This window comes from Aquimarina algicola (assembly GCF_006443095.1).
Lineage (GTDB): Bacteria > Bacteroidota > Bacteroidia > Flavobacteriales > Flavobacteriaceae > Aquimarina > Aquimarina algicola.
Genome location: NZ_VFWZ01000003.1, coordinates 624,735 through 650,090, shown reverse-complemented (window position 1 = coordinate 650,090; position 25,356 = coordinate 624,735). Strand labels below are relative to the sequence as shown.

Sequence of the window (25,356 nt, the reverse complement as noted above, 5' to 3'; positions counted from 1 at the left end):
CGCAACATGTCTAAATAAAGCTCTGAATAAAAAATGAAAGTCATCAATATTCATAAACGAGTATTAAATCAACCGAGAAGTAGAATAACAGAACTTCTAGAAACTTTAGCTACTGATGATGATAAAATATGGCCAAAAGAAAAATGGCCCACAATGAAGTTTCAAGACGGAATAAAAATTGGGTCGAAAGGAGGACATGGACCAATAAAATATTGTATTGAGAGATATAATCCGAGTGAAATAATCGAGTTTAGATTTTTAAAACCACATGGTTTCAATGGAATTCACAAGTTTGAACTGACAGAATTGACCAAAGAAAAAACTGAAATCAAGCATACTATAGATATGCATACACGTGGAAAAGGAACTTTACTCTGGATTTTAGGAATTAAATCTTTGCACAATGCATTGATTGAAGATGGATTTGATAAGCTAGAAAATAACTTTATTGAACATCAAAAATCGACGAAATGGAATTTTTGGGTTAGGTTTTTAAGAAAGCAATTGGGATAATAAAACGAAAAAGTGAAATAAATGGGGTATGCAATGAAAACTAATGCAACGATTTCTTAACCGGATCGCAATAGGTAATTATGAAAAAAGATTCGAAACAACTTTATTTTGATCTGATTGAGAAAAAAGATTACGATTTAGAAATCGTTGAAGCAAAATTTGTGAAACAGCTTTGTACTTTATGGAGCATAATGATGTAGAAATAAACCTGAGTATCCATGATAATTGGATTATAGTGTCAGGTTATACATATATGAGTGGAAAAAAATATCCAATCACAATAAAAATAAAAAAATAAAGAACAACTTCTCACAACAAAACCCAACTACATTAAAACACGAGATAGAAGAGGCGTTACTCACAAGCTAAAAACCCTACAGAATGGAAGAAATTAAAAAGTTCATAGACCAGATATATCCAATAAGTAGTTCTGATTGGGCCTTTTTTTCTTCAAAACTGCATAAGCAAGAATTAGATAAACACTCTACGCTAATAAAAGTCGGAATGATCGAGAACTACTTATCCTTTATATCCAAGGGGATAGTAAGATTTTATATCCCACAAGAAGATAATGAATTAACCTTTGGATTTTTATTTGAAAACCAATTTGTTACTGCTTATGATTCCTTTATTACTCAAACCCCTTCAGAATATCAAATCGAAACGTTGACCAACACAACGTTGTGGCAAATATCATTCAAAGACCTCCAAGAAGTTTATGACAAAACCGAAAGCGGAAATGTAATTGGAAGAAGAATGGCAGAAAACATGTTTTTGATAAAGTCAAAAAGGGAAATTGCACTACTAAACAAAACGGCAGAAGAACGCTACTTGGACCTATTCTCAGAACGTCCAAAACTATTACAACAAATCCCATTAAAATACATTGCCTCTTATATCGGTGTTACCCCTCAAGCCCTAAGTAGGATACGCAAACGAATTACTTAATCTGGGTTCATTGCCAGCTCTATAATCATTTATCAATTTTGTAAATGAATTAAAGAAAAATAATATGAAACCATTAATTGTACTCGTATCAAGTTTTGTAATAGCCATTTTTGTGGTAAAAATCGTGAACAAAGCATATGATTTTGGGTTATCAGCAAGAATAGCAATGTCAGTAATGCTATGCTTTACGGCAATTGCGCATGTTGCATTTACCAAAGGGATGTCTATGATGATACCACAATGTATCCCATTCAAAACAAGCCTTGTTTATATCACAGGACTTTTTGAAATTCTGGTAGCAATTGGCTTGCTTATCCCTGGATTAAAAGTAATTAGCGGATGGGCTTTAATTATTTTTTTAGTACTGATGCTACCAGCAAATATTTATGCCTCTATCCATCATATTGATTATCAAAAAGGGACCTTTGATGGCAATGGTCTTACTTACCTATGGTTTAGAATTCCATTACAATTTCTGTTTATTCTTTGGACTTATATTAGCACAATCCGAATGCTGTGAAAAAAAATTAAATAAAATACTGTTTAATAAATACTCAAAAAAAAGCCTCTTATTTAAACAATACTTACCTAAAAAGCATAACTAAGTATTAATTACGTAAACCTATACGTATTAATACGTATTTTTTAAGATAATTACTACATTTGGGCCAACACAATACACTTTTATTAACAAATAATTTTAACTACAATGAAAAAAATCTTCACAACAATTGCCTTAGTGGCAATACTAAGTTCTGGCTTCGCTCAAGATGATACAGCGAATACAGAAGACAAACTAAGTTTTGGTCTTAGTTTAAATCTTGATGCTTTTTTTGGTTTTAATCCAATGATGACAGGTGCTTACGAACTGTCAGAAACAGGTTCTATTACAGCTTATGGTATCCAATGGGGTGCTGGTACAGGTAGTGACTGGGGACAATGGACCGAAGTTGGTTTAGGATATAATTTTACCACAGGTAATTTTGATATCAATCCACAATTAGGTTTTACTATGGGTAGCTTATTGTCTAGTGGGGCAAATCAAGAAGGTATCATTGGTGATGGGATTGTTCCTAACCTAACTGTAAACTATGGTTCTGACAAATTCGAAGGACAGTTTTATTTTGGATATTATCTTGCATTAAGAGATAATACAGAGGCAGGTGAAGCAACCAATAATTATGTACACTATTGGGCAAATTTAGGACACAAAGTATCGTCTGTTTTTTCTTTTGGAGCGCATTTTGAGCAACTGTTCTTATCTGGAGGAGATGTTAATGGAGGAGATGATTTAGACAGGGCAGATGGTTATCTTTGGATAGGCCCTTATGTTCAACTTCAAAAAAAAGGCACAGGTTTAAGATTTTCGGGAGGATGGAATGCAGAGGATAGTGAGGCCTTTTCTCAAAATGATTTTTACAAGTTGACCTTCTTTACTTCTCTGTAACAAGTAGATAAATATACATCGTAAAGAAAAGAGTAATCTTTTTTTGTATTATATAGAATCTATAAGAGGATGATAAAAAGTTTCAATAATAAAACCGCTCTTCTGAGCGGTTTTTATTGGTTTTAGGTCTTTGGATACTCTTTTTACCCCTTAGCAGAATACCTCTAGGTGTCGATGAAGTACCTAGAGCTGATCTTTTATGGCCTGTTACCCCATACGAGAAGGGGGGGGGCCTTTGTTTTAGGGCACAAATGCCAAAAATAAAGGGCAATAGGTCTTTACTTTTGGGTCGACAACCCTTATTGGATACCCTCGAAGTACTTTAGTATGGCCTCGAGGTACTTCATTAAGACCCATACCCCTTATCGGTAAGGGGGTATATTAAAAAAACAGCAATCATGATTCCAAGAAATAGTACTTCGTTTTCGAGGAAACGTAACTACTACTTTTTGTTTTTGCTATGCTATGTAGCAACCAAATGAAGATGTCGTACATTTTTTGAAATTATAAATGCTCAACTTCACTCAAAAACAATACAAAAAGATTTCTGATGAATGGTGGGTAGATGGCAAATGATTTCTGGAACAGGTGCTAATTCTTTCTTTTACTATTTATAAGAATTAGTTATAAATTAAACCCTTCAAAAAACAAATAATTACATAAAACGTAAATAAGATCAAACAACTTCTGTTTATCTTGCCAGTACAATGCCATCAAAACTAAAAAGATATTATGAGAAATAGAGTGTTAATCATATGGTTGAGTATTGGTCATATCATGATGTGCTCTGCACAAGAGATACTTATTTCTTTGATAGAGTCTCCTTATCAGGTAGCGTATCAATACAAAGAATTTGATACATTACGTTTTGATAATGGGGTACATCGTATCGGCTATATAGATTATACTTCTCAAATAAGCGAAGCTCAGGGGGCTTTTTATAATAACCTAAAACAAGGCGTATGGCATTATTATACCCACAAAGACTCTGTATCAATCCTTAAAACTTTTGATAAAGGTTTATTAGATGGTGCGTACAAAGTTTTTCATAAAGGCATACCTATCTATGAAACCAATTTTACGAAAGGTAGCGGGTATTGGAGAGCGTATGATAAAAACGGAATCATAAAAGAAGAGGGCAAACTTATTGAAGGCAAAAAATATGGGGTATGGTGTACTTATACCAATGGTTTGATTGAAGAAATAAAAGAGCATGTAGAAGGACAAGACCCATTGTTCCTATTCAAAAGAAAAGTTACATTAATAGGTAAACTTGTTAATGAACAAGAGAATCCTATTGTAAATACGCTGGTACATTTTAAACTTTCAGAAAAAGATAGTCGTGCAGTACTTACTGATTTTGATGGAATATTTTTTATTGAGATAGATCGTTATGACATACAAGCTAATAGTTATGTCGAGTATATTGCCCAAGGGTATGTGTTAAAAAAACAGCATATCAACATCCAAAATTTCCCTAATCAAATTACTTTGGATACAAACGGTAAAGTGATTTCTAAAGAAGAATATGATAAAATCAAAGTCGGTTTAATAACGTTGTGTGGATTCCATCCTTAGTAACTCTCCCTTGATCTAAAAAAATCTTGTGTACGATAATATACTTTTAATACTCTTCAAAAAATATCGTAACCTCTGCTTATACCCATCTTAGAAGTGTTGAATACTCATAAAAATCAATCCTGCAACCCTTTTGCAACCCCCTCTTATATTATTTTCTAGGCTGTTACTATAATTTTGTCGCACAATTTAAAAGCCCCTTATATGAAAAGACTATTACGTATTACAGCTACAATTTGTGTTTTATATACAATTCAATCCCACTTACCTCAACAAAGTAAGCCTGGATTTCAAAGTGATTCTCGATAAACATTTCTCACAATTAAAAGAAAAAGAATTATTAAGTCCAATGACCTTAGGACTTGCAACCAACAAAATTAGTAAATCACAAGATACTACCGTATCGGTTATAAAATCCTCTCGATCTCATATTCGTAAAAAATAGGTGTAGATTCTAAACAAGATATTATCGAGTTTATTAAAAATTTTGAGAATCAATAGTATAGTTTTTTGATACACAGCTGTAGAGATATGAGATCATAACGTTTTTGAGTATTGAGATATAATTATAATTCTGCTAGATTTGTAAATAAACATATATAGAATGTAAAAGACATATATTCTTTATTTTGTTGTTGTGCATTATTAAAATCAAAAAATGGCTATTTGGCAATATCAACTAAATATAATTCCTAAAAGTGCAATATTTGATAAATACGGAGAGATTCCTGAAAAACTTTTTATTGATGAAAAAGGTTGGGAAAAATAAAAGAACTTTTTAGTTGAAATTATGTCTAACAAAGTGTATGAGGCCATAATGGTTTTCAGCCCGCTACGTACTATAAACACAACATTACCATTAATATGAAACAATCAATAATATTACTCATAACTTTATTCTTGACAACCTTAATTTATTGTCAAAATGAATTTATTGTAGTTGCTGAAAATGGCTTGTTTTTGAGACAAGAACCTAATGGAAAAGGAAAGAAAATAGGAAAACTATATTTTGGTGCAGAAGTCAGCATAATTGAGAAAACTGAAAATAGTCAAACTATAGTAGACAATGGAGAAAAAATAGAAGGAAATTGGGTGAAAATAAACTTTCAAAACTTCCCTACTTTCATTTCTAGTGCTGAATATGGATATGTATTTGATGGATACTTGAAACGGAAAACGGAAAGTGTCAAAGAAATTGAAAATGAAATTGCCAAATATTCAGAATTTGATGAACTAACTTTAAATACAAAAATTACCCCTTTTTATTTAAAAGGTGATTTTTTTGGAGATAAAAAAAATGACATTGTAATCCTATTAAAAAACTCTAATGGAGAAACAAAAGTTGGATTTATCAATAAAGGAGTTGAAACTAAAATATACATATTGGGAAATGAAAACGACCCTTTCAATATAACAGATTATAGTTGGATTGGTATTTTTGAAAAAGTTAACAAAGGAGAAGTTTTATGGTCAAATTACGAAGATGATTTTATTGATTTTAAAGATGTTCCTGAAAACAAAAGAATTATACTAAATTATAATTCTTTGTATATGCACGCTTCTGAAAGTTGTGGAGGTGGTTTTGTATTTTGGAAAGACGAAAAGTTTAATTGGCTACAACAAGAATAAAACACCTATACAAGGCCTGTAAAATATCGTTACTAATTGTTAATCTAAAAGGTTTACACTTATTTATAAAGACCGCCAAATTTTTAAATTTGGCTTTTGAATAGAGAAAAAAAGACATTTATGGGAACTTGGGGTCCAGCTATATATTCAGATGACTTAGCATGCGATATCAGAGATGATTTTAAGCAATTAATTGGAGATGGGTTTAATTCAGAGGAAGCCACTTGTATGCTTGAAAAAGAATATAAAGATTTGATAGATGATAGTGATGAGAATTCAGTGTTTTGGTTTGCATTAGCGGACACTCAATGGAAGACTGGAAGACTAATTGATCGAGTTCTAAAAAATACTCTTAAAATTATTGACAGTAGATCTGATTTGGAAAGATGGAAAGAAGATCCGAAGAACTTTAAAAAAAGAGAGACTGTTATTGCAAAACTCAAACAACAGCTTCTAACCGATCAACCAAAAGAAAAAAGAATTACTAAAGTATATCGGGAGGAATCAAAATTTAATATTGGCGATATTTTTAGTTATCAAAATAGACTGGAGAATAAAGCTCTATTTAGAGTGATTGGAATTCATCAAGATAAGGGTGGTAGGTCTGCAATTTGTGAGTTGATTAATTGGTTTGAAAAGGAATTACCGATTAAAAATGAACTTCTTTCAAAAGACAAAATAGACATCAATAAAATCTCTAAACTAAAATTTAGAACAATTCAAGGTGAAAAAACACAGTTCATGCTGGCAGAAACTGTTGCTAAGTATAAACCAAAAGAAGAATGTTTCAAATTAATAACGACAAATAGTAACTCACAGCAAAATTGTGCAGGATATTCTGTTGTCTTTTGGAGGGATTTAGATAAATTGTTAGCAAATGAATTTGAAAAATAAACACATTTCAACACTGTATACAGCAAATAGGGCACTCTATGATTTACGAAAGTTGAACCCTATTTACACATAGGTAAATCGTTTACTTGGCTTTTGAAATAAATAAATTAAAAACAAAGTATAGTGTTTTGTCTTAATACAAACTTGAAAGTTTATCGTTTTATATCACCTTACTTGTCATTATACAAAACGTTATACATAATTAAAATCAACCAAATTAAATCAAACTAATGGGAATATTTGGAAAACTATTTGGAAGCAAAAAATTGAGAATAATAGACCTTGATTTTGGAGAGATTGAGAGTTTTAGTGTCCGTGAAAATAATGTAAACTGGACGTTTAGAAAACAATTTTTGGATGCTGACATTGAAATCTTAATCGATGGGGATAAAGAAAAAATCTCGGAACATCAAAAACAGATTTTGATAAATGCTTTGAATAATGAGTCAGAGATCAAATCTGAATCAGAAAAAGCTCTGAAAGAATGTTTCAACAATGCAGAAATGGAATTTATATCAATAGAAAAACATTTTGAGGTGAATAGTATTTCAGTAAATAATGATGGGTTTGAATTAGCATTTCACGAAAAAAAGACTCCTTATTACTTCTTTAATGTATATTTTGAGAATAATAAGCAAGTTGGAGTCTCTGTAGATGGGTAATCCCAAAAAGCTACGTGTAACAAAATGAAATATAGAAGAAACGTTGACAAATATTTAAAGAAAGAACAAATCATTTTGAAAATTAAAAACCTATTATTTTCATTTCTATTATTACAAGCATCTTTTATCTTCTCACAAGAAAACTTTTGGATTTATGAATACAAATTAACTAAAGGTAATTACGAAAAAGACTTTTCTAAGTCTTATAAAGAATCTTGTAAAGGAGTTTTAAAACAAACTAATGATTCTATACTCACTTGGAGTTTTGGCAAAGAAGATTTCGAAGATGCTTTTAAAAAAGGAGGTGCTTATATAAAAAGAAATGATTCACTTGAGATTAAACATCCTAAGGGCAAAAAATCTATGTATTCATATTTATCAAATGATACTTTGAAATTTTATCAAGACAAGAACAATATTCAGGTATACAGAAGAATAAGAGCTAATAAAAAAATTAAATTAGAAAAAATTCATGAATATTTAAATGGACACAATTTTATTGTTGATTTTTCTATGATTTATGGATCTGATATTAAAAATGAAAAAATAATAACACTGAAAAATTATCACGGTAAAAATATTAATTTAAATTCTGACAAATATTTCTACAGGATTATTGAAATTGAGAAGAATAATTTGTTTATAAGCGGTTCAAGATTTGGGTCAAAGTTATTTCCTATTATAGATGTTAATGAAGAAAAAATGATAATTTTTTGTTCGCATAAAAGTGGAGATTTAGTTGAATTTAGAAGAGTTAAATAAGACATTTGATAACAGTTTATATATTTCATTTGCTCCCTTCAGAAAACAAACGTAGGCTAGAAAAAATGATATGCCCAATTGCCAAACTCGAATCTTAATAGAAGTTGAAAATGGATAAAAAGCTAAAACCTTATCATTGGATATTGTCAATTCTCATTATTCCGATATTCGGATTTTTTTCTGGATTTTATGGTTGGATGTATTACTCAACAATATCTAACCGAAATGGAATTTGGGGAAATATGTATAGTTATTATAACTTAACAAAAGGACAATTTAGCTCAATCCGATTGATAATTTCTTTGACTTTACTCGGACTGATAATTTTCCATTTAAAATATTTGATTGGAAAAAATGTGAGCAGACTAAATAGAACGTTGTTGATTACTTTAATTTTTATTGGACTTTGGATAATCACAGAGTTTTATTTACAAACCAAATTCATCGGAAAGGGATAATAGAGTAAACTAAAAATGGTGTAAAACTACAGATACACATTCATAGCAATCAAATGGTTGTTGTATTTTTGGATAGGGACAATGCTTGCGAAATGAAAAAGGTAACAATCACTATACGGTTTTTGTCAAAAAAAAGGGTAGCATTTGTACTGCTACGACACATAATTTAAACGTTATAAAATATAAAATGGATTATTATTTTTTAGATACTTACGGAAATAGAAATGAGTACATAAGTGTGGAAAACAATTTTTTCTCGGGTGAAGATAAAGATAAAAGAGTTTATCAATATGGTAATCAGTACATATATGAAAAAAATGCACTATATGAAAAAAGCAATCCTGATATTTTATTAACTGACCTTTATTCAGATAGGGAGCATAAGGCAAATTGGAATGAGATGTTTGCAGCTGCACAATTAGATGAATATCCGGAAAATCAAAAAAAATGGGGAGATGTTTTAGGATGTACCGGGGAATTAATTGTTAATGAAAAGATTAAAAATGTACTTTACAAATTTTACGATAAAAATTCAACAGAATGTATCCGAATTGGGCTTAGGGATACGATGTTTGAATTACCCACAAACTATTTTTTAATAAACCCACTATTGAAGTTAGATGTTTTAAATTATCAGGCTTCAGAGTTTACTTTCTTTTTTGATGAATCACAAAGTAATACAGAAGAAATAATTCTTGATTCTCATAAATTAGAAGATATCCCAGACGTTTTTAGAATCAAACACGAAAGCTACCAAATAGTTATTAGTCAAACTGTTGCTGATGCATTAAAAAATATGGGTGTCTCTAATTTAAGAATGGAACAAATTCCTCAACTGCCTAAGGAAAATAGTGTTGATGATGAAAAATATAAATTAAATACTGCTCTATTCTCTGCATCAAATCATGATAAATTTGAAAGAGTTAAATCAATGATTGAAAGAGGTGGAGATATTAATTATAAAAACTCTGATGGAATTTCTACTTTGGAAATATTAATAGAAAAAAAGCAAACTGAATTAATAAACTTATTTAACAGCTTAAATGTAAAGGAATAGCAATTAATACACATGAAGTAATAATGACAAACAGAAAAGTAATACCAAAAGACGTACTCACCTAAGAGTAAAACACAATGAATTTTAAGTATTTCAAAAGTTTTAAACTAAATTCGAAAATGGCATATAATGAGTCATGACTTCTCTGATATAGATATCCTCTTTGTAATTTTTCTATCCACAAAATTTGGAATTACTATATTGCTTACTACTATTACTTTTACCATTTCTAAGAAAGTAAATAAAGTAGCCAATAGGTGGTTAACTGTATTTATCCTGGGACTCAGCCTTGTTTTTTTGATTGATCCCTTAAGAGAGTTCAATGACAATTTTACTCATTCTTTATTGTTTTTTTGCAAGGAAATTATCGTTTTTCTTATACCCATTTCTCTTTACCTGGCGGTTCATTCTTTTGTAAAACCCATCAAAACCCTAACTAGAAATGATGTTATTTTATGTATTCCTTGGGGAGTTGATATTCTATTAAAATCTTTTTCTTTTTTTAGTGAAGACGTATTCATTACCGAAAATGAATGGTATCAACCATGGTACGATATCTTTTTCATAGCATTCTGTATTTTTACTCTAGTAAAATCATCACTGACAATATTAAAACATCAAAAATCTATTAGATACCTATCTGCTGATGTGTACAGGATTGATTTAAAATGGCTACTCTATTTACTATTAGCTCCAACGACACTGATATTTACCGAGATCATATTCAGTTTTAGTAGCTCTTATACACTTATTTATATTGCAGATGTTGTAGAGTTTTTATTGTTGTTTTATATGGGGTATCACATTGTACTTCAGAAAGAAATTTTCCCGTATGAAAAAACACAATTAGAAAATATTGATAAGGTAATAAAACATCAGCAGCAACCCGATACAGAAAATTTTGCGTTATCTGCCTCAAAAATTGAGGAAGTCAAAAGTGTCATTTTGCAATATATGATAGAGAAACAGCCCTACCTGGAAAGCAATATCACACTGCCTAAATTGGCAACTGGGTTACAAATGAAATCTCATTTCTTATCGTATTTTCTAAACACCCATTTTCATAAAAATTTTTATAGCTTTATTAATGAATATCGGGTAGAAGAAAGCAAAAAAATCCTGGTTGACCCGAACAAAAAACATTTAAATATGTTGGGTATAGCCTTTGAATCCGGTTTTAATTCCAAAACTACCTTCAATACTACATTTAAAAAGATAACCGGTGTATCTCCTAGTAATTATAGAAAACAACAGACTACAAACTAAAATTGTTTTCTTGCTAAGTTGTTCGACTCTATAAGTTCGAACAATCCATTATGATGTTCTGTTAGATTTGCCTAAAAATAAAAATAATGAAACACACATTTTTAACAGTACTAGTAGTCTTATTCATCACAAGTTGCTCAAAAGACGATGAATCACCATCCCCTAATGAAGGTTCACAAAAAGCTCAATTAACGCAATTACTCGACAAAAAAGAAGTAGATGGCTTTTATGGTAGTGTTCTTATTAAAAAAGACGATGAGATACTTATCAATGATGGGTATGGTTTTAAGAACCTGACAGAAGATCAAAAAAACGATCCAAATACTATTTTTGATATTGGATCGATAACCAAACAATTTACCGCAGCAGCAATTCTCAAATTAGAAATGCAAGGTAAACTATCTGTAGAAGATAGTTTACATACCTATTTAGAAAATGTTCCGATAGAAAAACAAAATATCACTATACATCAATTACTTACACATTCTTCTGGGCTTCTTGGTTCTATAGGTTCAGACTATGAAGTTGTGGATACCGAAATGTTTTTGGAGCAAACTTTTTCGTCAGAACTACAATTCTCTCCAGGAGAAAAGTATGCATACTCTAATGTAGGATACAGTATTTTAGGAATTCTTATCGAAAAAACATCAGGACAAACTTATGAAGAATACTTAAAGGATAATTTATGGCTTCCGGCAGGAATGAACAAAACCGGATATCGATCACCAGAATTTCAATCAGAAAACATAGCTCATGGATATCAAGGAGGTACTGATTTTGGAGTTCCCAATAGTAGCGATTTATGGTTTGACGAAGGACCTTACTGGCACCTTAAGGCAAATGGCGGTATTCTATCTAGTACACGAGATATGAGAAAGTGGCATGAAGCACTGAATACTAATGAAATTCTAAATGAAGAAGCCAAACAAAAGCTACTTTTTAAACATATACTCGAAGAGGCTGGCGGAGATTCCTATTATGGTTATGGTTGGGTAATACAAGAGTTAGAAGATGGAACAAAAGTTCATTGGCACGATGGAGGAAATGGTGTCTTTTATGCCCAAATGTTTAGGTTTACAGAAGCGCAAAATACTACTATAGTTATATTGTCTAATCAAGCTTCTGAAATCGCCGAAACGTTAATTTTTGATATTGTTTCTATTTTGTTCGAATAATCAATAAGCTATAGCTAAATGTTATAGTTACAATGACTATTACCAAAAGAGAAAATAAACATTTACTAACAATGTATAAGAAACATAGGTCTTTTAAGCTTAAGCAGAAGACCTATGTTTCTTCGCTAAGTTGTCAAATATAAAATTTACAACAATGGTATTTATTTTATATTTTGGTAAGTATAATCCTTTGGTGGATGTTTACAAAAAATGATAAAAGCAAAATATTTATATTTGGTTTAATATCAATCACAAAAATATTATTTATCATTAGCCTTACTTAAGTTTATTATACAGTATAGGTATACTATTTGGTGCATTTAAAGAGAAATCTGCAAAAGGTTTTTTGTTCCTTTTTAACTAGGTACTCAATTTTTGAGAATAGAGTATTTCTGTGATTTACATACTTGGATCGAATAAGGGAATCCCGATAAAAAATAATTGAAAACATTAAAAAAATGTTCAAGTTTAAATTAACGTTGATCTATTTGATTGTATTCTTAGCAATCTCGTGTTCGGGTCAAAAAACTGAATTAATTGAATTGCCTTTTGAGCATGATTTATTTCCCGAAGGCATTGCAATAGATCAAAAGACAAAAAAAGTGTATCTAAATAGTCTGAAAAACAAGAAGATAGTAAATAGTGCAGTTGATGGAAGTAATCCTGAAAATTTTCTAAAAACCGGTGAGCATAACTATCTGGCAGGTTTTGGAATGACGATAAAAGGAGACACTCTATATGCATTGGGCAATAGTCTAACTGCAAGAAAAAACAAATCAGTTCTTTTACTTTTGCAACTCTCCTCTGGAGACCTCATAGATTCATATTCACTTGATAATTCAGATTTTCATTATTGGAATGATTTAGCAATTAGTTCTACTAATGAAATTTTTATTACCGATTCAGAGAGCAATAAAATTTATAATATCCAAAGACCAAGCAAAAATATTAACGTCTATATAGATTCTACAGAAATCCCTAATTCCAATGGCATCACCATTTCCGATAATGACGAATACCTATATCTAGCTTCAGCAAAAGGGATCTGTGTTGTCAAAACAGCATCAAAAAAATTAATAAACAAACCCAATGAGGAGTATTCGGGTATAGACGGTTTGAAATTTTATAAAGGAAACCTATACGGAATAGTAAACGGTTGGAGAAACCAGTCAAAAAATGGATTTTACCGATTTGTTCTTGATAGAACCGAATCTGAAATTATAGAAAGAAAGAAAATAATCGAATTCACAGAGGATTTTAATACACCTACCACTTTTGATGTTTTAAACGGATACATATATTTTGTAATGAATACCCAATTGAACAATTTTGATGAGATTACAAATAAGATTGTTGATGTCGATAGGTTAGAATCTTATATAATGATGAAAATTAAAGTGGAATAAAAGAATAATCAGTAAGATTAAAAACGGATTTAGTGTAAACTATATATCTTAACGAAAATTAAAAAAATGATTAACCGTATTATAATAATACCTATTGTTTCCTTTTTATTAACTTCTTGTTTTTCTACTACGTTTAATAAACGAAAGTTTAAAAAATTTAATCCACCTCAAAGTCAAAATAAATTGATAAAAAAGAATGGCTATTATTTTTATGAAACAGAAGTTCAAAGATATTATAATTGGGTCCCAAACGGAAGTGGTGCTAATCCAACTGATAGTATTTTAACAAAAATAATTAGAGGCATACTTTTTTATGATAATTCCAAAGTATATGTTACTAATTACTTCGATGGACTAAAATATGATGACAAAAAAAGCCTTGAAATAGCTCAGAAAAAATTAGAGAAAAGAATATACGAATTTGGCCTAAAGACAATAGATAAAGAAAAAACTCATATTTCAACACTAGGCAAATATGCTATCCATAATGATACAATTACTATTCAATATTTTAGATTCTCCTCAGGAGATAGATATTTAACAGAATTAAAAGGAACTCTAAAAGAGAATGAAAGCTTTAACTTGTTTCAGAAAATCGATTTTTATGGTTCTTTGTTTGAAAAACCAAAATCTAAGATGATAAACATGGATTACACTTTTAAAGAATATTAAACTAAAGTAATACTATACCTATTATATGATATCCAAGTAATCAATCAAATGATTTTGTCGTATTTTTAATAAGTCACAATGCTTGCAAAAAGGATAAGCTAGTAAACACCACGCTGGAAAAATAGAAATCAAGACACATTTCTTACAATTCAACCCCATTTCACGATAGTTCAACTCAATGTCATTTTATAGATGAGCTAAAAATCTAAAATTTGTCACCATTATGATATCATATTATTTCTAGAAAAAGATAACGATTACGTCTAAAAAAGACTGGATATGATATAAATACTATTTTGTTATATTACAATAGAATTAAAAATGGGAGTACACAAAAAGAAAAATATACAATATATTGGTTTTAATGACTTTTGGTTTTCGGTCATTGGGATTCTGATGTTAAGTGTTTCTATCGTTTATATCTTTAATAACCCTTTTGATCGCCTTACTCTCTTAGAAGTCATTGTTACTTGGGTCGTAGCGTTGTTTTTTTCTACCTGTGACTGGTATATCAATAGAGCTATCCTGATTCGCTTACGAAAAAAATATCCCAATCTAAAAGATAGTGTACTGCGTATTATGTTTCTTTTTATAGCAACTACTACTACAGTTATCGTTGTTGATTTTATTGGGATCTATCTATTTTCTCTAGTCTTAGAGAATGTTAGTTATAATTTTCTAGAAAGAACCAGATCATTAGTGGTTGTAATTTTGCTTACGATTATGATAATGGCCATCTATGAAGCCATTTATTTTTTTATGCAACTTAAACAATCGATTAGAGATGAAGAACAAGCAAAGCAAGCCATTGTACAAGCGCAGCTTGATGCGCTTCGCAATCAGGCGCAACCACATTTTTTCTTCAATACCCTCAACACGCTACGTGATATTATAGACCAAAACCCCAAAGAAGATGCCAAGCAATTTGTCGATAAGCTATCAGAGATATATCGCTTTCTTTTAGAATCAGGTAATGCTAATCTAATTTTACTAAAGGACGAGTTAAAATTCGCCAAAGCCTATATCCATATACAATCAGAACGATTTGGGGCAAATTTGATATTGAACTGGAATATTCCCGAAGCTGCACTCAATACTATGATTGTTCCCATGAGTTTACAACTGTTATTAGAAAATGCAATCAAACATAATATTATTTCGAGGGCAAAACCACTAGAAATTCATATTAATATCAAGGATGATTATATCGTTGTAAACAACCGAATTCAGAAAAAATCTACCCAACTTCCCTCGACAAAAGTTGGATTAAAAAATATTGAAAAGCGATATGGATTGATTTCTAACACTGCAGTAATTATAGTAAATGATGGTCATCAATTCTCTGTCTCTCTCCCTTTATTAAAGAAACCACAATAAAAGAACAGCTATGAATATTTTAATCATTGAAGATGAGACTCGAGCAGCAAACCAATTACAACTTATGCTAAAAGCCTGTGACTTTGAGTTTGAATTATTGGATATTATCGATACAGTTGAAGACGCAGTGCTATGGTTTCAAAAAAACAATATACCTGATCTTGTATTTATGGATATTCAATTGGCAGATGGATTGAGTTTTGAAATTTTTCAAAAAATAGAGGTAGTGGCTCCGATTATTTTTACAACAGCTTTTGATCAATATGCGATACAAGCATTTAGAGTAAATAGCGTCGATTATTTGTTAAAACCCATTCAAAAAGATGATTTGGATAGGGCGCTCGATAAATTTATCAGGTCGAGCAAACCCGCCACAGTAGATACTACTATTTTAAAACAACTGCTCAATGGTATGCAAGGTATGCAAGCAACCCCAAAAAGAGAAGGTCTGTTGGTTAAAGAAGGAAACGGGTTTGTGCAAATTAAAGTTTCAGAATTGTTGTACTGCTATTCTGAAGATAGTATCACTTTTGGGGTAACTGCTGATAAACGTTTTATTATCGAAGAAACTTTAGACGAATTGTTTAGCTCTCTGGATCAAAATAAATTCTACAAGATCAATCGCAGTCAAATTGTAGCCAAAACTTCCATTCAAAAAATAGACCCTTACTTCAATCATAGAGTTAAACTTTCTATTTCTCACCCAAGGGATCAAGAATTTATTGTAAGTAGACCCAAAACAAGTGATTTTAAAAAGTGGATGAACAAGTAGTATAGTATGTTACAGTTCAACTAGCCTAAACGATACTTCAACAAAAACAACTGTTTGGACAGGTAGATTACATTGATATTGCACCAATATTAATTTAATACTTAGACAAATGAAACATACTAAAAAAATAATATTCGTATCCATCTTATTATTATTTCTCCTATTCTCAAACGGTCAATTTTCAGTTTTTTTTGCCATTTGGATTGCTACTGTGATGCTTCTTTTTGCAGTTAGAACTTTGAAGAGATGGCAAGGGTTTTTATTTGCATTTTTGATACTGGGGACAAGCTATTACATAGGTTTTGATGTGGTGCCCTTTTTGCCGGTTTCTGCATCAATTGGTATTGCTGCTGTTTTTAGCGTATTTGCCTCATTACCGTATCTAATTGATTCTTTCTTTTCAAAAAGACGAAACTCATTTCTAAGCACGTTTATTTTTCCTGCTAGTGCTGTTGTAATTGAGTATGTATATCATCAACTCAATGCTTACGGTACTTGGGGACACTTGGCCTATACGCAACAATCACAGCATGTGTTGTTACAATCGATATCTGTTTTTGGATTAGGATATATTACATTTTTAATTACTTGGTTTGCTTCTGTATGCAATTGGGTTTATGAGCAAAGGAGTGAATGGAGAAATGTAAAAAAGGGAGTTTTTATGTATACTCTTGTTTTTGGAGTAACCTTACTATATGGTGGGTATCGTATTCAATTTCAAAAACCTGATTCTGAAACCATTCGTGTAGCTTCTATTTCTGCTTTAGATAATCTTGCTGTTGGGATTGATATAAAGGGACTAAATAACCATGAGACTACAAATGACGTTAAAGTAGAAACAAGAAAAAATACATCAAGATTAAATCAAAACCTATTTGAACGAAGTATTAGAGAAGCAAAAGCCGGAGCAAAAATAGTGTTTTGGGCAGAAGGTAATAGTGTAATACTCAAAGAGGATGAAAATGAATTGTATAAAACAGCGAGTCAAATAGCTGCGGATCAAAATATATATTTAGGGATAGCAGTAGCTGTAATTGATCATACAAATGCTAAATATCTAGAGAATAAGTTTGTTGTATTTGACAAAAATGGAAAGAAAGTTATGGATTATTGGAAAGGTATTTCTGTACCCGGTGCAGAGGCTCCGATAAGTAATAATAAAATTACGGGAATTCAAAAAATAGAAACCGAGTACGGAACGATTGCAGGAACGATTTGCTTTGATTTGGATTTCCCTAATTATTTGAAACAAGCTAAAGGCGCAGATATTCTATTATCACCAAGTAATGATTGGAAAGAAATTGGTTTTATACACACAAATATGGCACGATTTAGAGTTCTAGAACAAGGTTTTAATTTTATTCGACAAACAAGTCATGGAGTATCGGTAGGAACAGACCATACCGGTAAAGTAATTAGTGAAATGAACCACTTTACGGATACTAGTAAAGTAATGATCACGCAAGTACCAACAAAAGGGGGTACTACTATATATGCTAAAATAGGGGATAGCTTTATTGGGTTTTGTGTACTCTTACTTATTTTGGTCATTATAGTAATTAAAAAGAAAAAAGTAGAAAAGAATTAATACGTAGTTTAAATGATGCTGTTAAAAACAACGGATTGAAATCAAGCAACCCTAAAGTTATTGATGAGCAGCTTGATGACGAAACCCTATGCTTTTTTAGTATTAACTAAAAAACATTACTAATAAAGAACGTAAATAAAAGGAATAGATACTCAAGTAGCAGGATATCATTTTAATTTAGCTAAGAATTCTGCTAGATTTGTAAAAACAGATATAGAATATAATGTACATATGTTCTTTATATAATTATTGTGCAACATTAAAACAAACCGAAAAATTGAAATTAAAAACTATCTGTATAATTGGACTTTCACTATTTGTTATGAGTTATTGGATTTTTAGTAAAGGAAATGAGTTTGCGCATTCACAAAAACCGATTGATTTTGCCCATTGGCTAAATTTAATTGGAGCTGTCTTACTTTTGAATTTCAATAAAATATTTCCTAAAAATAAACTTGGAAAAGTAGCTTCAATATTAACAAAATTGGGAGTGATAGCGTTTATAGGACTGAACACAATTGACTTTATCTCGTGGAGCTTTGGAACTGATAATGATGGACGGGATGAATTCTTTAATCAATTGGCAAACACACCTTCAATTGCTTTTCCCTTTGTCTATGTTGGACCATCTTTATTATTCATTGGACTTTCTCTTCACGCATTGAATTTTATAAAGTCAAGTCTTATGGTTACTTATTAACAACAATTGGAGCTGTTTCTATGGGAATTGGATATTTTTTGTTGGGTAATTTGATTTATACAGCATTAGGCGTTTCAATTTTTGCACTTGGACTATTCCTTATACTAAACAAAATAGATGAAAAACCAATAATGTTGTACAACAATGTATAACCGCAATTATGCCGGATTTGACTAGGTCCTAATCAACTCGGGATTACTAACGCCTGTTCCAAATCGAAAAGCTTGTGTACTTTATCCCATAACTGACAGTTATAAGAGACCGTTAGCAAGCACAAATTAATACGAAAACATCTGAATTTGAAATTATCTATATAAATGGAGAAGCATAACGGGTGCTAACATTATATATGAATTCAGAGCAAAGTTTAGTGCTAGATCTAAGGGGATATTTCCTGTTTATAAAGATTGGGAGAAAGAAATAGTTGAGTTCGATAGTATTCCATCTTTTGAAAAAGAACTACGTATTAAACTAAAAGAAATAGAACCTATACTAAAAAACTCCTCTAAAACGTCACTTCATTAAGGAAGCAGTATATAAGCTTCACTCTTTTACCAAATTGAATTTTCATCTCCTTTTTCGATAAGATGCACCAACGACAAAACACTACTAATAAAGAACGTAACTAAAAGGAATAGATACTCAAGGAGCAGGATACAATTTTAATTTGGTTAAGAATTCTGCTAGATTTGTAGATAAACAGATATATAATATAACATATGTATGTTCTTTATTTTGTTGTTGCCTACAATAAAAACAAAAATTTAAATTTACTACCACAAGAATTTTAATAATGCATAAACCAATATTAATTATATTTATTTTGAGTTCATTTTTATTGAGCTGTCAGACAAATTACGAAAACAAATTATTACCAATTGAAGTTAACGGTAATTATGGTTTTATTGACTATTCCGGAAATATGATTATAGAACCTATATACAATGATTTTGAAGGTTATTCTAATAGTGTTATTGGAGTAGGATTTAATGGTCATGATGGATTTATAAATGAAAAAGGTGAAGAAATAACAGGTTTTATATACGATAGGGTACGTTATTTTACTGATGGACTAGCCTCTGTAAGATTAAACAGGAAATACGGATTTGTAAATACAAAAGGAGAAGTAGTAATACCTATAAAATATGACTATGTTTTTCATTTTAGTGATGGTATGGCTGCATTTTCAAGTTTTGAAAATACTCGTAAATATGGATATTTAAATACAAAAGGAAAGGAGATTATAAAACCAATATTTGATGAGGCAAATGCTTTTAAAGAAGGTTTTGCGGCAGTAAAAGTCAATGATAAATATGGTTTTATAGATAAAAATGGAAAATATCTAGTTGAACCAAAATATGACAGGGTTGAAGATTTTTTTCAAGGATATGCTGCTGTTAGTAGAGAAGGTCTTTGGGGATTTATTGATGCTCATGGCAATGAAAAAATCCCATTAAAATATTATGAAGTAGCACCTTTTATCAATGGTTATGCTGTAGTTAATGAGAAATATTTTAAAAATGGAATTATAGATACTTTAGATAATGTTATTGTACCATTGGATTTTTATGAATTAAAAAATTTTCAAGAGAATATGGCAGTTGCAACAAACCGTAGTAAGAAAATCGGTTTTATAGATAAGAATGGAGAATGGGTCATATCACCTTTATATGATTATGTTCATGGTTTTAGTGAAGGTTTGGCTGCGGTATCTGTCAGAGAAGGAAATGACAAAAATGGAGATTTAAAATGGGGATACATAAATAATAAAGGAAAACTGGTTATTTCTTTGAAGTTTGATGTTGCTGAACCTTTTATTGATGGTGTAGCTGTTGTAGGTATGAAAACAGGAGAATATACATATGAATATGGTTATATTGATTTGAAAGGTAATTACATCATAGAACCACGTTTTTTTAGCGCGACCCCATTTTATAACGGTATAGCTTCTGTTTACGACAAAAATGCTAATCCAAAGAAAAACTATATTAACAAAAAAGGAGAATTAATCTATACCGTTCCAGAAAAATAAAGTGCTTCTTGGAATTAAATAATATCAAAATTTTATTTTTTCAAAACTGTAAAAGGCAGTTTTGAATTTAAAAACAAACGAAAAACAAATACTTAAATGTTCATTATAAACTTGACTTATAAAACTGAACTGGAAAAAATTGACCAATTTCTGAATGAACATATTGAATTTCTTAATGAGCAGTATAAATTAGGACATTTTCTAGCATCAGGACGAAAAATTCCAAGAACTGGAGGAGTAATTCTGTCGAATATAAAATCGAAATCTGAATTGGAAAAAATTATTGAAAAAGACCCGTTCAAGAAACATGAATTAGCGAGTTATGAGCTAACTGAATTCGTGCCAAGTAAAACTTGTGACGAGCTCAAATTCTTGATGGAATAAAAAATACGAATCTACTCAGAATTGCTAAGGCTTGTGCTTGATCCGAAAATAATCGCTAATTTAATTTTGTATTTGATGGTGATATAAGACCATTGCGTATTATTAAAACGAAATTTATGAGGGCTCAGAAAGCGGTAATATTTTCCAAATGATTTAGCTTCAGATATTAAATTAGAATCTATAAAATAGGTTTAGGAAAAATTTCTCTAGAAGCTATTAATAAAATTTTGAACAACATAATAGTATTAATAGAAAAATTAGGACTTTCATTATGAATATAGAGGAATTTAGAACTTATTGCTTATCAAAAAAGGGAGTAACAGAATCTATTCCATTCTCTAAGTTACCGAATGTATTGGTATTCAAAGTACATGGTAAAATGTTTACGGGAACGGATATTACAACATTTGCAAGCTTTAGTATTAAATGCAAACCCGAGACAATAGATGAACTTAGGGCTTCATTTCCAGCACTTCAAGAACCATCATATTTTAGTAAAAAGCATTGGTGTAGAGTTGAAATGGACGGAACAATTTCGGACAAGCAACTTTATGAATGGTTAGACATTTCTTATCGTTTAGTGGTTGCAAAACTTCCGAAAAAGATAAGAGATGAAATTAATATTGATTAAAAACGCACCAGCCTATAATGAGAAACGATTAAGAATGACATTACCAAAAAAAGGATTTAGGTCAATAACTGTAAACGATACTGTTTATAAATATAACGTGACAGGAGAGGATGGAGGCATACGATTTATTATAGGTCTTCCTGATATTAATGGGCAAGTTCTAATAGGATATATTTCTTATCACTCTAATTATGTGTTAAATTTTAATAAAAATGGTATAGCAGCAAGTTGGAGTTTATATCAAAGAACTATTGTTACACCCAAAACAATAAGAGAGGTGATCTTGTACGGTTTGGATAACAATTGGAAACCACAAGAGCATCTAAAACAAATGTTTATTCATGATCTAGATGACAAAATTAACTTACAATTAAAAAAAGCAACTGAATTTCCAGAATTAAAAGATGAAGAAGTCGCTGTTGTTTTTGAATCGCTACATAAGAGATTAAGTATTGATTTTACACACTATAACGGAGAGGGAAATATTTATCATAAGTTTGATACTATTCAATTGGCTCAAAAATTCTCTGAATTAAAGATCGAAGAAAATCATGATCTATCTTGTTGGGTGCTCAATGATTTTAATAAAGCCTTAATGTTCATCGATAAAAGAGGAATAGTTGAGTTTGAAAATAATATCCCATAGCACTAATAGCAACAACATAAATGCGTAGTTTATAAAAAAAAGCCTAGTATGAACCTTTTTGAACCTAATTAAAAAAGGTAAATCTTTATGTTTTCATGAAACGAAAAACGAAAAACATCTTTTATTAGAATTTTTACTGAAGATATTTTTTAACTTTACAGTCTATTAAAATTTTATGTACAATACATCTTTAATATCATATTCGGATATTGTAAAATAAGATAGTCAATCTCTTTTGGCTATCATCACTCTTTACTTCAGATAACCCTCTGAGGGGTAATTACCTTTTTTACATTTTACAAATAAATACCACATTGTAGATACCTTTTGTATTTCAATCAGCTTGGCTGTATGCATCAATATCAGAAGTATTTACTATGGTGTTTAAAATAATATATATATGAAACTAGAAGATTTTGGATATAACAATAAAATAGAAACACTAAAGAAAGAAAACAACTTAGAAGCCTTTGAAATCGGAAGAGTTATTTTGGAGCATAAAGAACGATACATCGTTACAACAGTACAAGGAGAATATGAAGCAGAAATAACAGGAAACTTAAGATATACAGCAAATACTCGTGAAGATTTTCCGGCTGTAGGAGATTGGGTTGCTTTGGTGATGTATGATTCCTATAACTCGATTATCCACAAAGTATTACCTCGTAGCTCAATGCTAGCAAGACAAGCGGTTGGTCAATCGGGAGATATACAGATTATCGCAACAAATATAGATTACGCTTTTATTGTACAAGCGGTCGACAGAGATTTTAATATCAATAGAATTGAAAGGTATCTTACTATTTGTAATACATCAAACATTCAACCTCTTATTATTCTTAATAAAATTGATTTGATTGATAAATTATCGCTCAATACATTGATGGATGATCTCAAAAAAAGAATCAATGCTGTACCAATATTTGCAATAAGTAGTATATCAAAACAAGGTGTCGAACAACTAAAAGAGATCATATCAAAAGGAAAGACTTACTGTCTTTTGGGTTCTTCGGGAGTTGGAAAATCTACACTTGTAAATATACTTACAAACACGTCATTAATGAAAACCAAAAATATTAGTGAACATTCCAAAAAAGGTCAGCATACAACAACACATCGTGAGCTGATACTTCTTGATAATGGTGGGATTATAATTGATAATCCCGGGATGAGAGAAATTGGTATTGCAAGTGGATCCTATGGTTTAGAAAAAACATTTGAAACCATTTATGAATATTCTAAACAGTGTAGATTTAAAGATTGTACACATACAATAGAGATTGGATGTGCGGTTATCGCGGCAGTCGACATTGGAGAAATTGATCAATCTTCCTATGAGAATTACTTAAAAATGCAAAAAGAAAAAGACCATTTTGAAAGTACCGTTGCCGAAAAACGCAAAAAGGATAAAAACTTTGGAAAAATGGTAAAGCAATTTAAAAATCTAAAAAAATCGAGTAAATTCTAATATAGCACTCATGTATTATGGATACTATTCATAATACATGAGTAATATGTATATTTAATACTACAAAAAAGATTTAGTATCATGAAAATATACCATGGTTTTGAAGCATTATATCATTATGTAGAAGAAGATACATTTCTTTATTAATCAAATTACAAATCACTGTCAATCCAAAGAAAACAAATTTATTTTATGTTATCATTCTCTTTGAAAAAGGAGTAGAAGGCGTGATTAGAGCAGGTATTAATTTGAAAAATGAAAAATTCTATTACAAAATAAACAAGAAAGAAATAAATAGTGGAACGCACACGATTAAAAACTTAATCTTAAAGCAATAATTAAGGGAGAGTTATATTAATTGTTATCAACCAGATAAAACAAATAAGATATTATTGAATTTTGAGAAAATTTATTTTTGAAAAAAGAAAATATGGCTTTGAGCTACTCATGGATTTACATACGTTTGAAAACAATCCTAACGCTTTTTTTGATCCTGATCCACATACATGTGATTTTTTTGAAATCATGATTTTTCAAAAAGCAAAAGGAGTGATGGAATTAAATGGAGAGACATTAAAAGTTACAGAGAATAGTATTTTTTTTATCTGCCCGTTTCAGAAAAAATCGTGTAATATTCCTATGGATGATGTCAAAGGTTTTCATCTTGTTTTTCAAAATGATTTTTTATCTGATTTTTTTGATGACAAACTATTTGCCTATCGATTACAATACTTTTATAATGCTCAACAACCTCAATATTTACAACTAAAAAATGAAGAGTACAACGTTATTCAATATGCGTTGAATGAGATCATTTCTGAGATAAATAATTACCAAAATGATAGCTCACACATTATACGCTCACTTTTGTATTTTTCATTATCAAAATTGAATCGGTTTTATTCAAAATTCTATAATATTTCTCCTGACACACGATCAAACTCACAAATTCACAAATTCAAAGAATTACTCGAACAGAATATTCGCAGATTACATTCGGTAAATGACTATTGCAATTTGTTACAAACAGATCGGCATAAACTAAATACTATGGTAAAAGCACATACCGGGCATACTTCAAAACAAATCATCAACAACAGACTTCTACAGGAAATAAAAACAGAACTTCGTTATTCTAATAAAACAATAGCAGAAATAGCGTATGCTTTACATTTTGGCGAGCCTAATAATTTGACAAGGTTTTTCAAAAAAATGGAAGGTGTTAATCCTACTATTTATAGAGCAAACTTCCAAAATGATAGTACTTTTTAACAAAATGATATGAGGATAA

24 protein-coding genes are annotated in these 25,356 nt (G+C 30.4%); all 24 read left to right on the top strand.

Annotated features, from left to right (window positions below; genetic code table 11):
• Window positions 1-33 precede the first annotated feature (33 nt).
• The 24 genes from FHK87_RS13600 to FHK87_RS13485 all read left to right on the top strand — a co-directional run bounded on the left by FHK87_RS13600 (window position 34) and on the right by FHK87_RS13485 (window position 25,337).
• Complete coding sequence (locus FHK87_RS13600; protein ID WP_140593851.1) at window positions 34-513, top strand: hypothetical protein; 480 nt, start codon at window positions 34-36, stop codon at window positions 511-513.
• Window positions 514-894: 381 nt separating this feature from the next.
• Entirely contained in the window at window positions 895-1,461 is a 567-nt protein-coding gene (locus FHK87_RS13595; RefSeq protein WP_140593849.1) for a Crp/Fnr family transcriptional regulator, read from the top strand.
• Window positions 1,462-1,525: 64 nt separating this feature from the next.
• The gene (locus tag FHK87_RS13590) at window positions 1,526-1,981 is read left to right on the top strand and encodes a DoxX family protein (RefSeq protein WP_140593847.1); all 456 of its coding nucleotides are present in this window, start codon (window positions 1,526-1,528) and stop codon (window positions 1,979-1,981) included.
• Window positions 1,982-2,170: 189 nt separating this feature from the next.
• Complete coding sequence (locus FHK87_RS13585) at window positions 2,171-2,908, top strand: DUF6733 family protein (RefSeq protein ID WP_140593845.1); 738 nt, start codon at window positions 2,171-2,173, stop codon at window positions 2,906-2,908.
• Window positions 2,909-3,640: 732 nt separating this feature from the next.
• On the top strand, window positions 3,641-4,486 hold the full coding sequence (locus FHK87_RS13580; RefSeq protein WP_140593843.1) for a toxin-antitoxin system YwqK family antitoxin: 846 nt from the start codon (window positions 3,641-3,643) through the stop codon (window positions 4,484-4,486).
• An 864-nt stretch (window positions 4,487-5,350) separates the two neighbouring features.
• The gene (locus FHK87_RS13575; protein WP_140593841.1) at window positions 5,351-6,115 is read left to right on the top strand and encodes an SH3 domain-containing protein; all 765 of its coding nucleotides are present in this window, start codon (window positions 5,351-5,353) and stop codon (window positions 6,113-6,115) included.
• A 96-nt stretch (window positions 6,116-6,211) separates the two neighbouring features.
• Window positions 6,212-7,009, top strand: coding sequence for a hypothetical protein (locus FHK87_RS13570; protein WP_140593839.1), 798 nt, complete (start codon window positions 6,212-6,214; stop codon window positions 7,007-7,009).
• Between the two features lie 230 nt (window positions 7,010-7,239).
• Window positions 7,240-7,671: a hypothetical protein gene (locus FHK87_RS13565; RefSeq protein WP_140593837.1), complete on the top strand. Its 432-nt coding sequence runs from the start codon at window positions 7,240-7,242 to the stop codon at window positions 7,669-7,671.
• A gap of 24 nt (window positions 7,672-7,695) precedes the next feature.
• Window positions 7,696-8,433 carry a hypothetical protein gene (locus FHK87_RS13560; RefSeq protein ID WP_140593835.1) on the top strand — a complete coding sequence of 246 codons (738 nt, stop codon included), beginning with the start codon at window positions 7,696-7,698 and terminating at the stop codon, window positions 8,431-8,433.
• 645 nt (window positions 8,434-9,078) lie between these two features.
• Window positions 9,079-9,948 carry an ankyrin repeat domain-containing protein gene (locus tag FHK87_RS13555; RefSeq protein ID WP_140593832.1) on the top strand — a complete coding sequence of 290 codons (870 nt, stop codon included), beginning with the start codon at window positions 9,079-9,081 and terminating at the stop codon, window positions 9,946-9,948.
• Between the two features lie 129 nt (window positions 9,949-10,077).
• A complete protein-coding gene (locus tag FHK87_RS13550) occupies window positions 10,078-11,214 on the top strand; it encodes a helix-turn-helix domain-containing protein (protein ID WP_140593830.1) in 1,137 nt (378 codons plus the stop codon).
• Between the two features lie 86 nt (window positions 11,215-11,300).
• The gene (locus FHK87_RS13545; RefSeq protein WP_140593827.1) at window positions 11,301-12,389 is read left to right on the top strand and encodes a serine hydrolase domain-containing protein; all 1,089 of its coding nucleotides are present in this window, start codon (window positions 11,301-11,303) and stop codon (window positions 12,387-12,389) included.
• Between the two features lie 458 nt (window positions 12,390-12,847).
• On the top strand, window positions 12,848-13,795 hold the full coding sequence (locus FHK87_RS13540) for a hypothetical protein (protein WP_140593825.1): 948 nt from the start codon (window positions 12,848-12,850) through the stop codon (window positions 13,793-13,795).
• 66 nt (window positions 13,796-13,861) lie between these two features.
• On the top strand, window positions 13,862-14,467 hold the full coding sequence (locus FHK87_RS13535; protein WP_140593823.1) for a hypothetical protein: 606 nt from the start codon (window positions 13,862-13,864) through the stop codon (window positions 14,465-14,467).
• Window positions 14,468-14,788: 321 nt separating this feature from the next.
• A complete protein-coding gene (locus FHK87_RS13530) occupies window positions 14,789-15,844 on the top strand; it encodes a sensor histidine kinase (protein WP_140593821.1) in 1,056 nt (351 codons plus the stop codon).
• A 10-nt stretch (window positions 15,845-15,854) separates the two neighbouring features.
• The gene (locus FHK87_RS13525; protein ID WP_140593819.1) at window positions 15,855-16,616 is read left to right on the top strand and encodes a LytR/AlgR family response regulator transcription factor; all 762 of its coding nucleotides are present in this window, start codon (window positions 15,855-15,857) and stop codon (window positions 16,614-16,616) included.
• Between the two features lie 109 nt (window positions 16,617-16,725).
• Window positions 16,726-18,204, top strand: coding sequence for a nitrilase-related carbon-nitrogen hydrolase (locus tag FHK87_RS13520; protein ID WP_140593816.1), 1,479 nt, complete (start codon window positions 16,726-16,728; stop codon window positions 18,202-18,204).
• A gap of 277 nt (window positions 18,205-18,481) precedes the next feature.
• A complete protein-coding gene (locus FHK87_RS13515; protein ID WP_140593814.1) occupies window positions 18,482-18,904 on the top strand; it encodes a hypothetical protein in 423 nt (140 codons plus the stop codon).
• 823 nt (window positions 18,905-19,727) lie between these two features.
• On the top strand, window positions 19,728-20,936 hold the full coding sequence (locus tag FHK87_RS13510) for a WG repeat-containing protein (RefSeq protein WP_226294234.1): 1,209 nt from the start codon (window positions 19,728-19,730) through the stop codon (window positions 20,934-20,936).
• Window positions 20,937-21,032: 96 nt separating this feature from the next.
• Window positions 21,033-21,320, top strand: a complete 288-nt coding sequence (locus tag FHK87_RS13505) for a YciI family protein (RefSeq protein ID WP_140593810.1) — start codon at window positions 21,033-21,035, stop codon at window positions 21,318-21,320.
• A 271-nt stretch (window positions 21,321-21,591) separates the two neighbouring features.
• Entirely contained in the window at window positions 21,592-21,951 is a 360-nt protein-coding gene (locus FHK87_RS13500; RefSeq protein WP_140593808.1) for an MmcQ/YjbR family DNA-binding protein, read from the top strand.
• Window positions 21,932-22,597, top strand: a complete 666-nt coding sequence (locus FHK87_RS13495; RefSeq protein ID WP_140593806.1) for a hypothetical protein — start codon at window positions 21,932-21,934, stop codon at window positions 22,595-22,597. Before FHK87_RS13500 ends, FHK87_RS13495 begins: the two co-directional genes overlap by 20 nt.
• Window positions 22,598-22,997: 400 nt before the next feature.
• Window positions 22,998-24,065: a ribosome small subunit-dependent GTPase A gene (gene rsgA / locus FHK87_RS13490; RefSeq protein ID WP_140593804.1), complete on the top strand. Its 1,068-nt coding sequence runs from the start codon at window positions 22,998-23,000 to the stop codon at window positions 24,063-24,065.
• Window positions 24,066-24,512: 447 nt separating this feature from the next.
• Window positions 24,513-25,337 carry an AraC family transcriptional regulator gene (locus FHK87_RS13485; protein WP_140593967.1) on the top strand — a complete coding sequence of 275 codons (825 nt, stop codon included), beginning with the start codon at window positions 24,513-24,515 and terminating at the stop codon, window positions 25,335-25,337.
• Window positions 25,338-25,356: the final 19 nt, after the last annotated feature.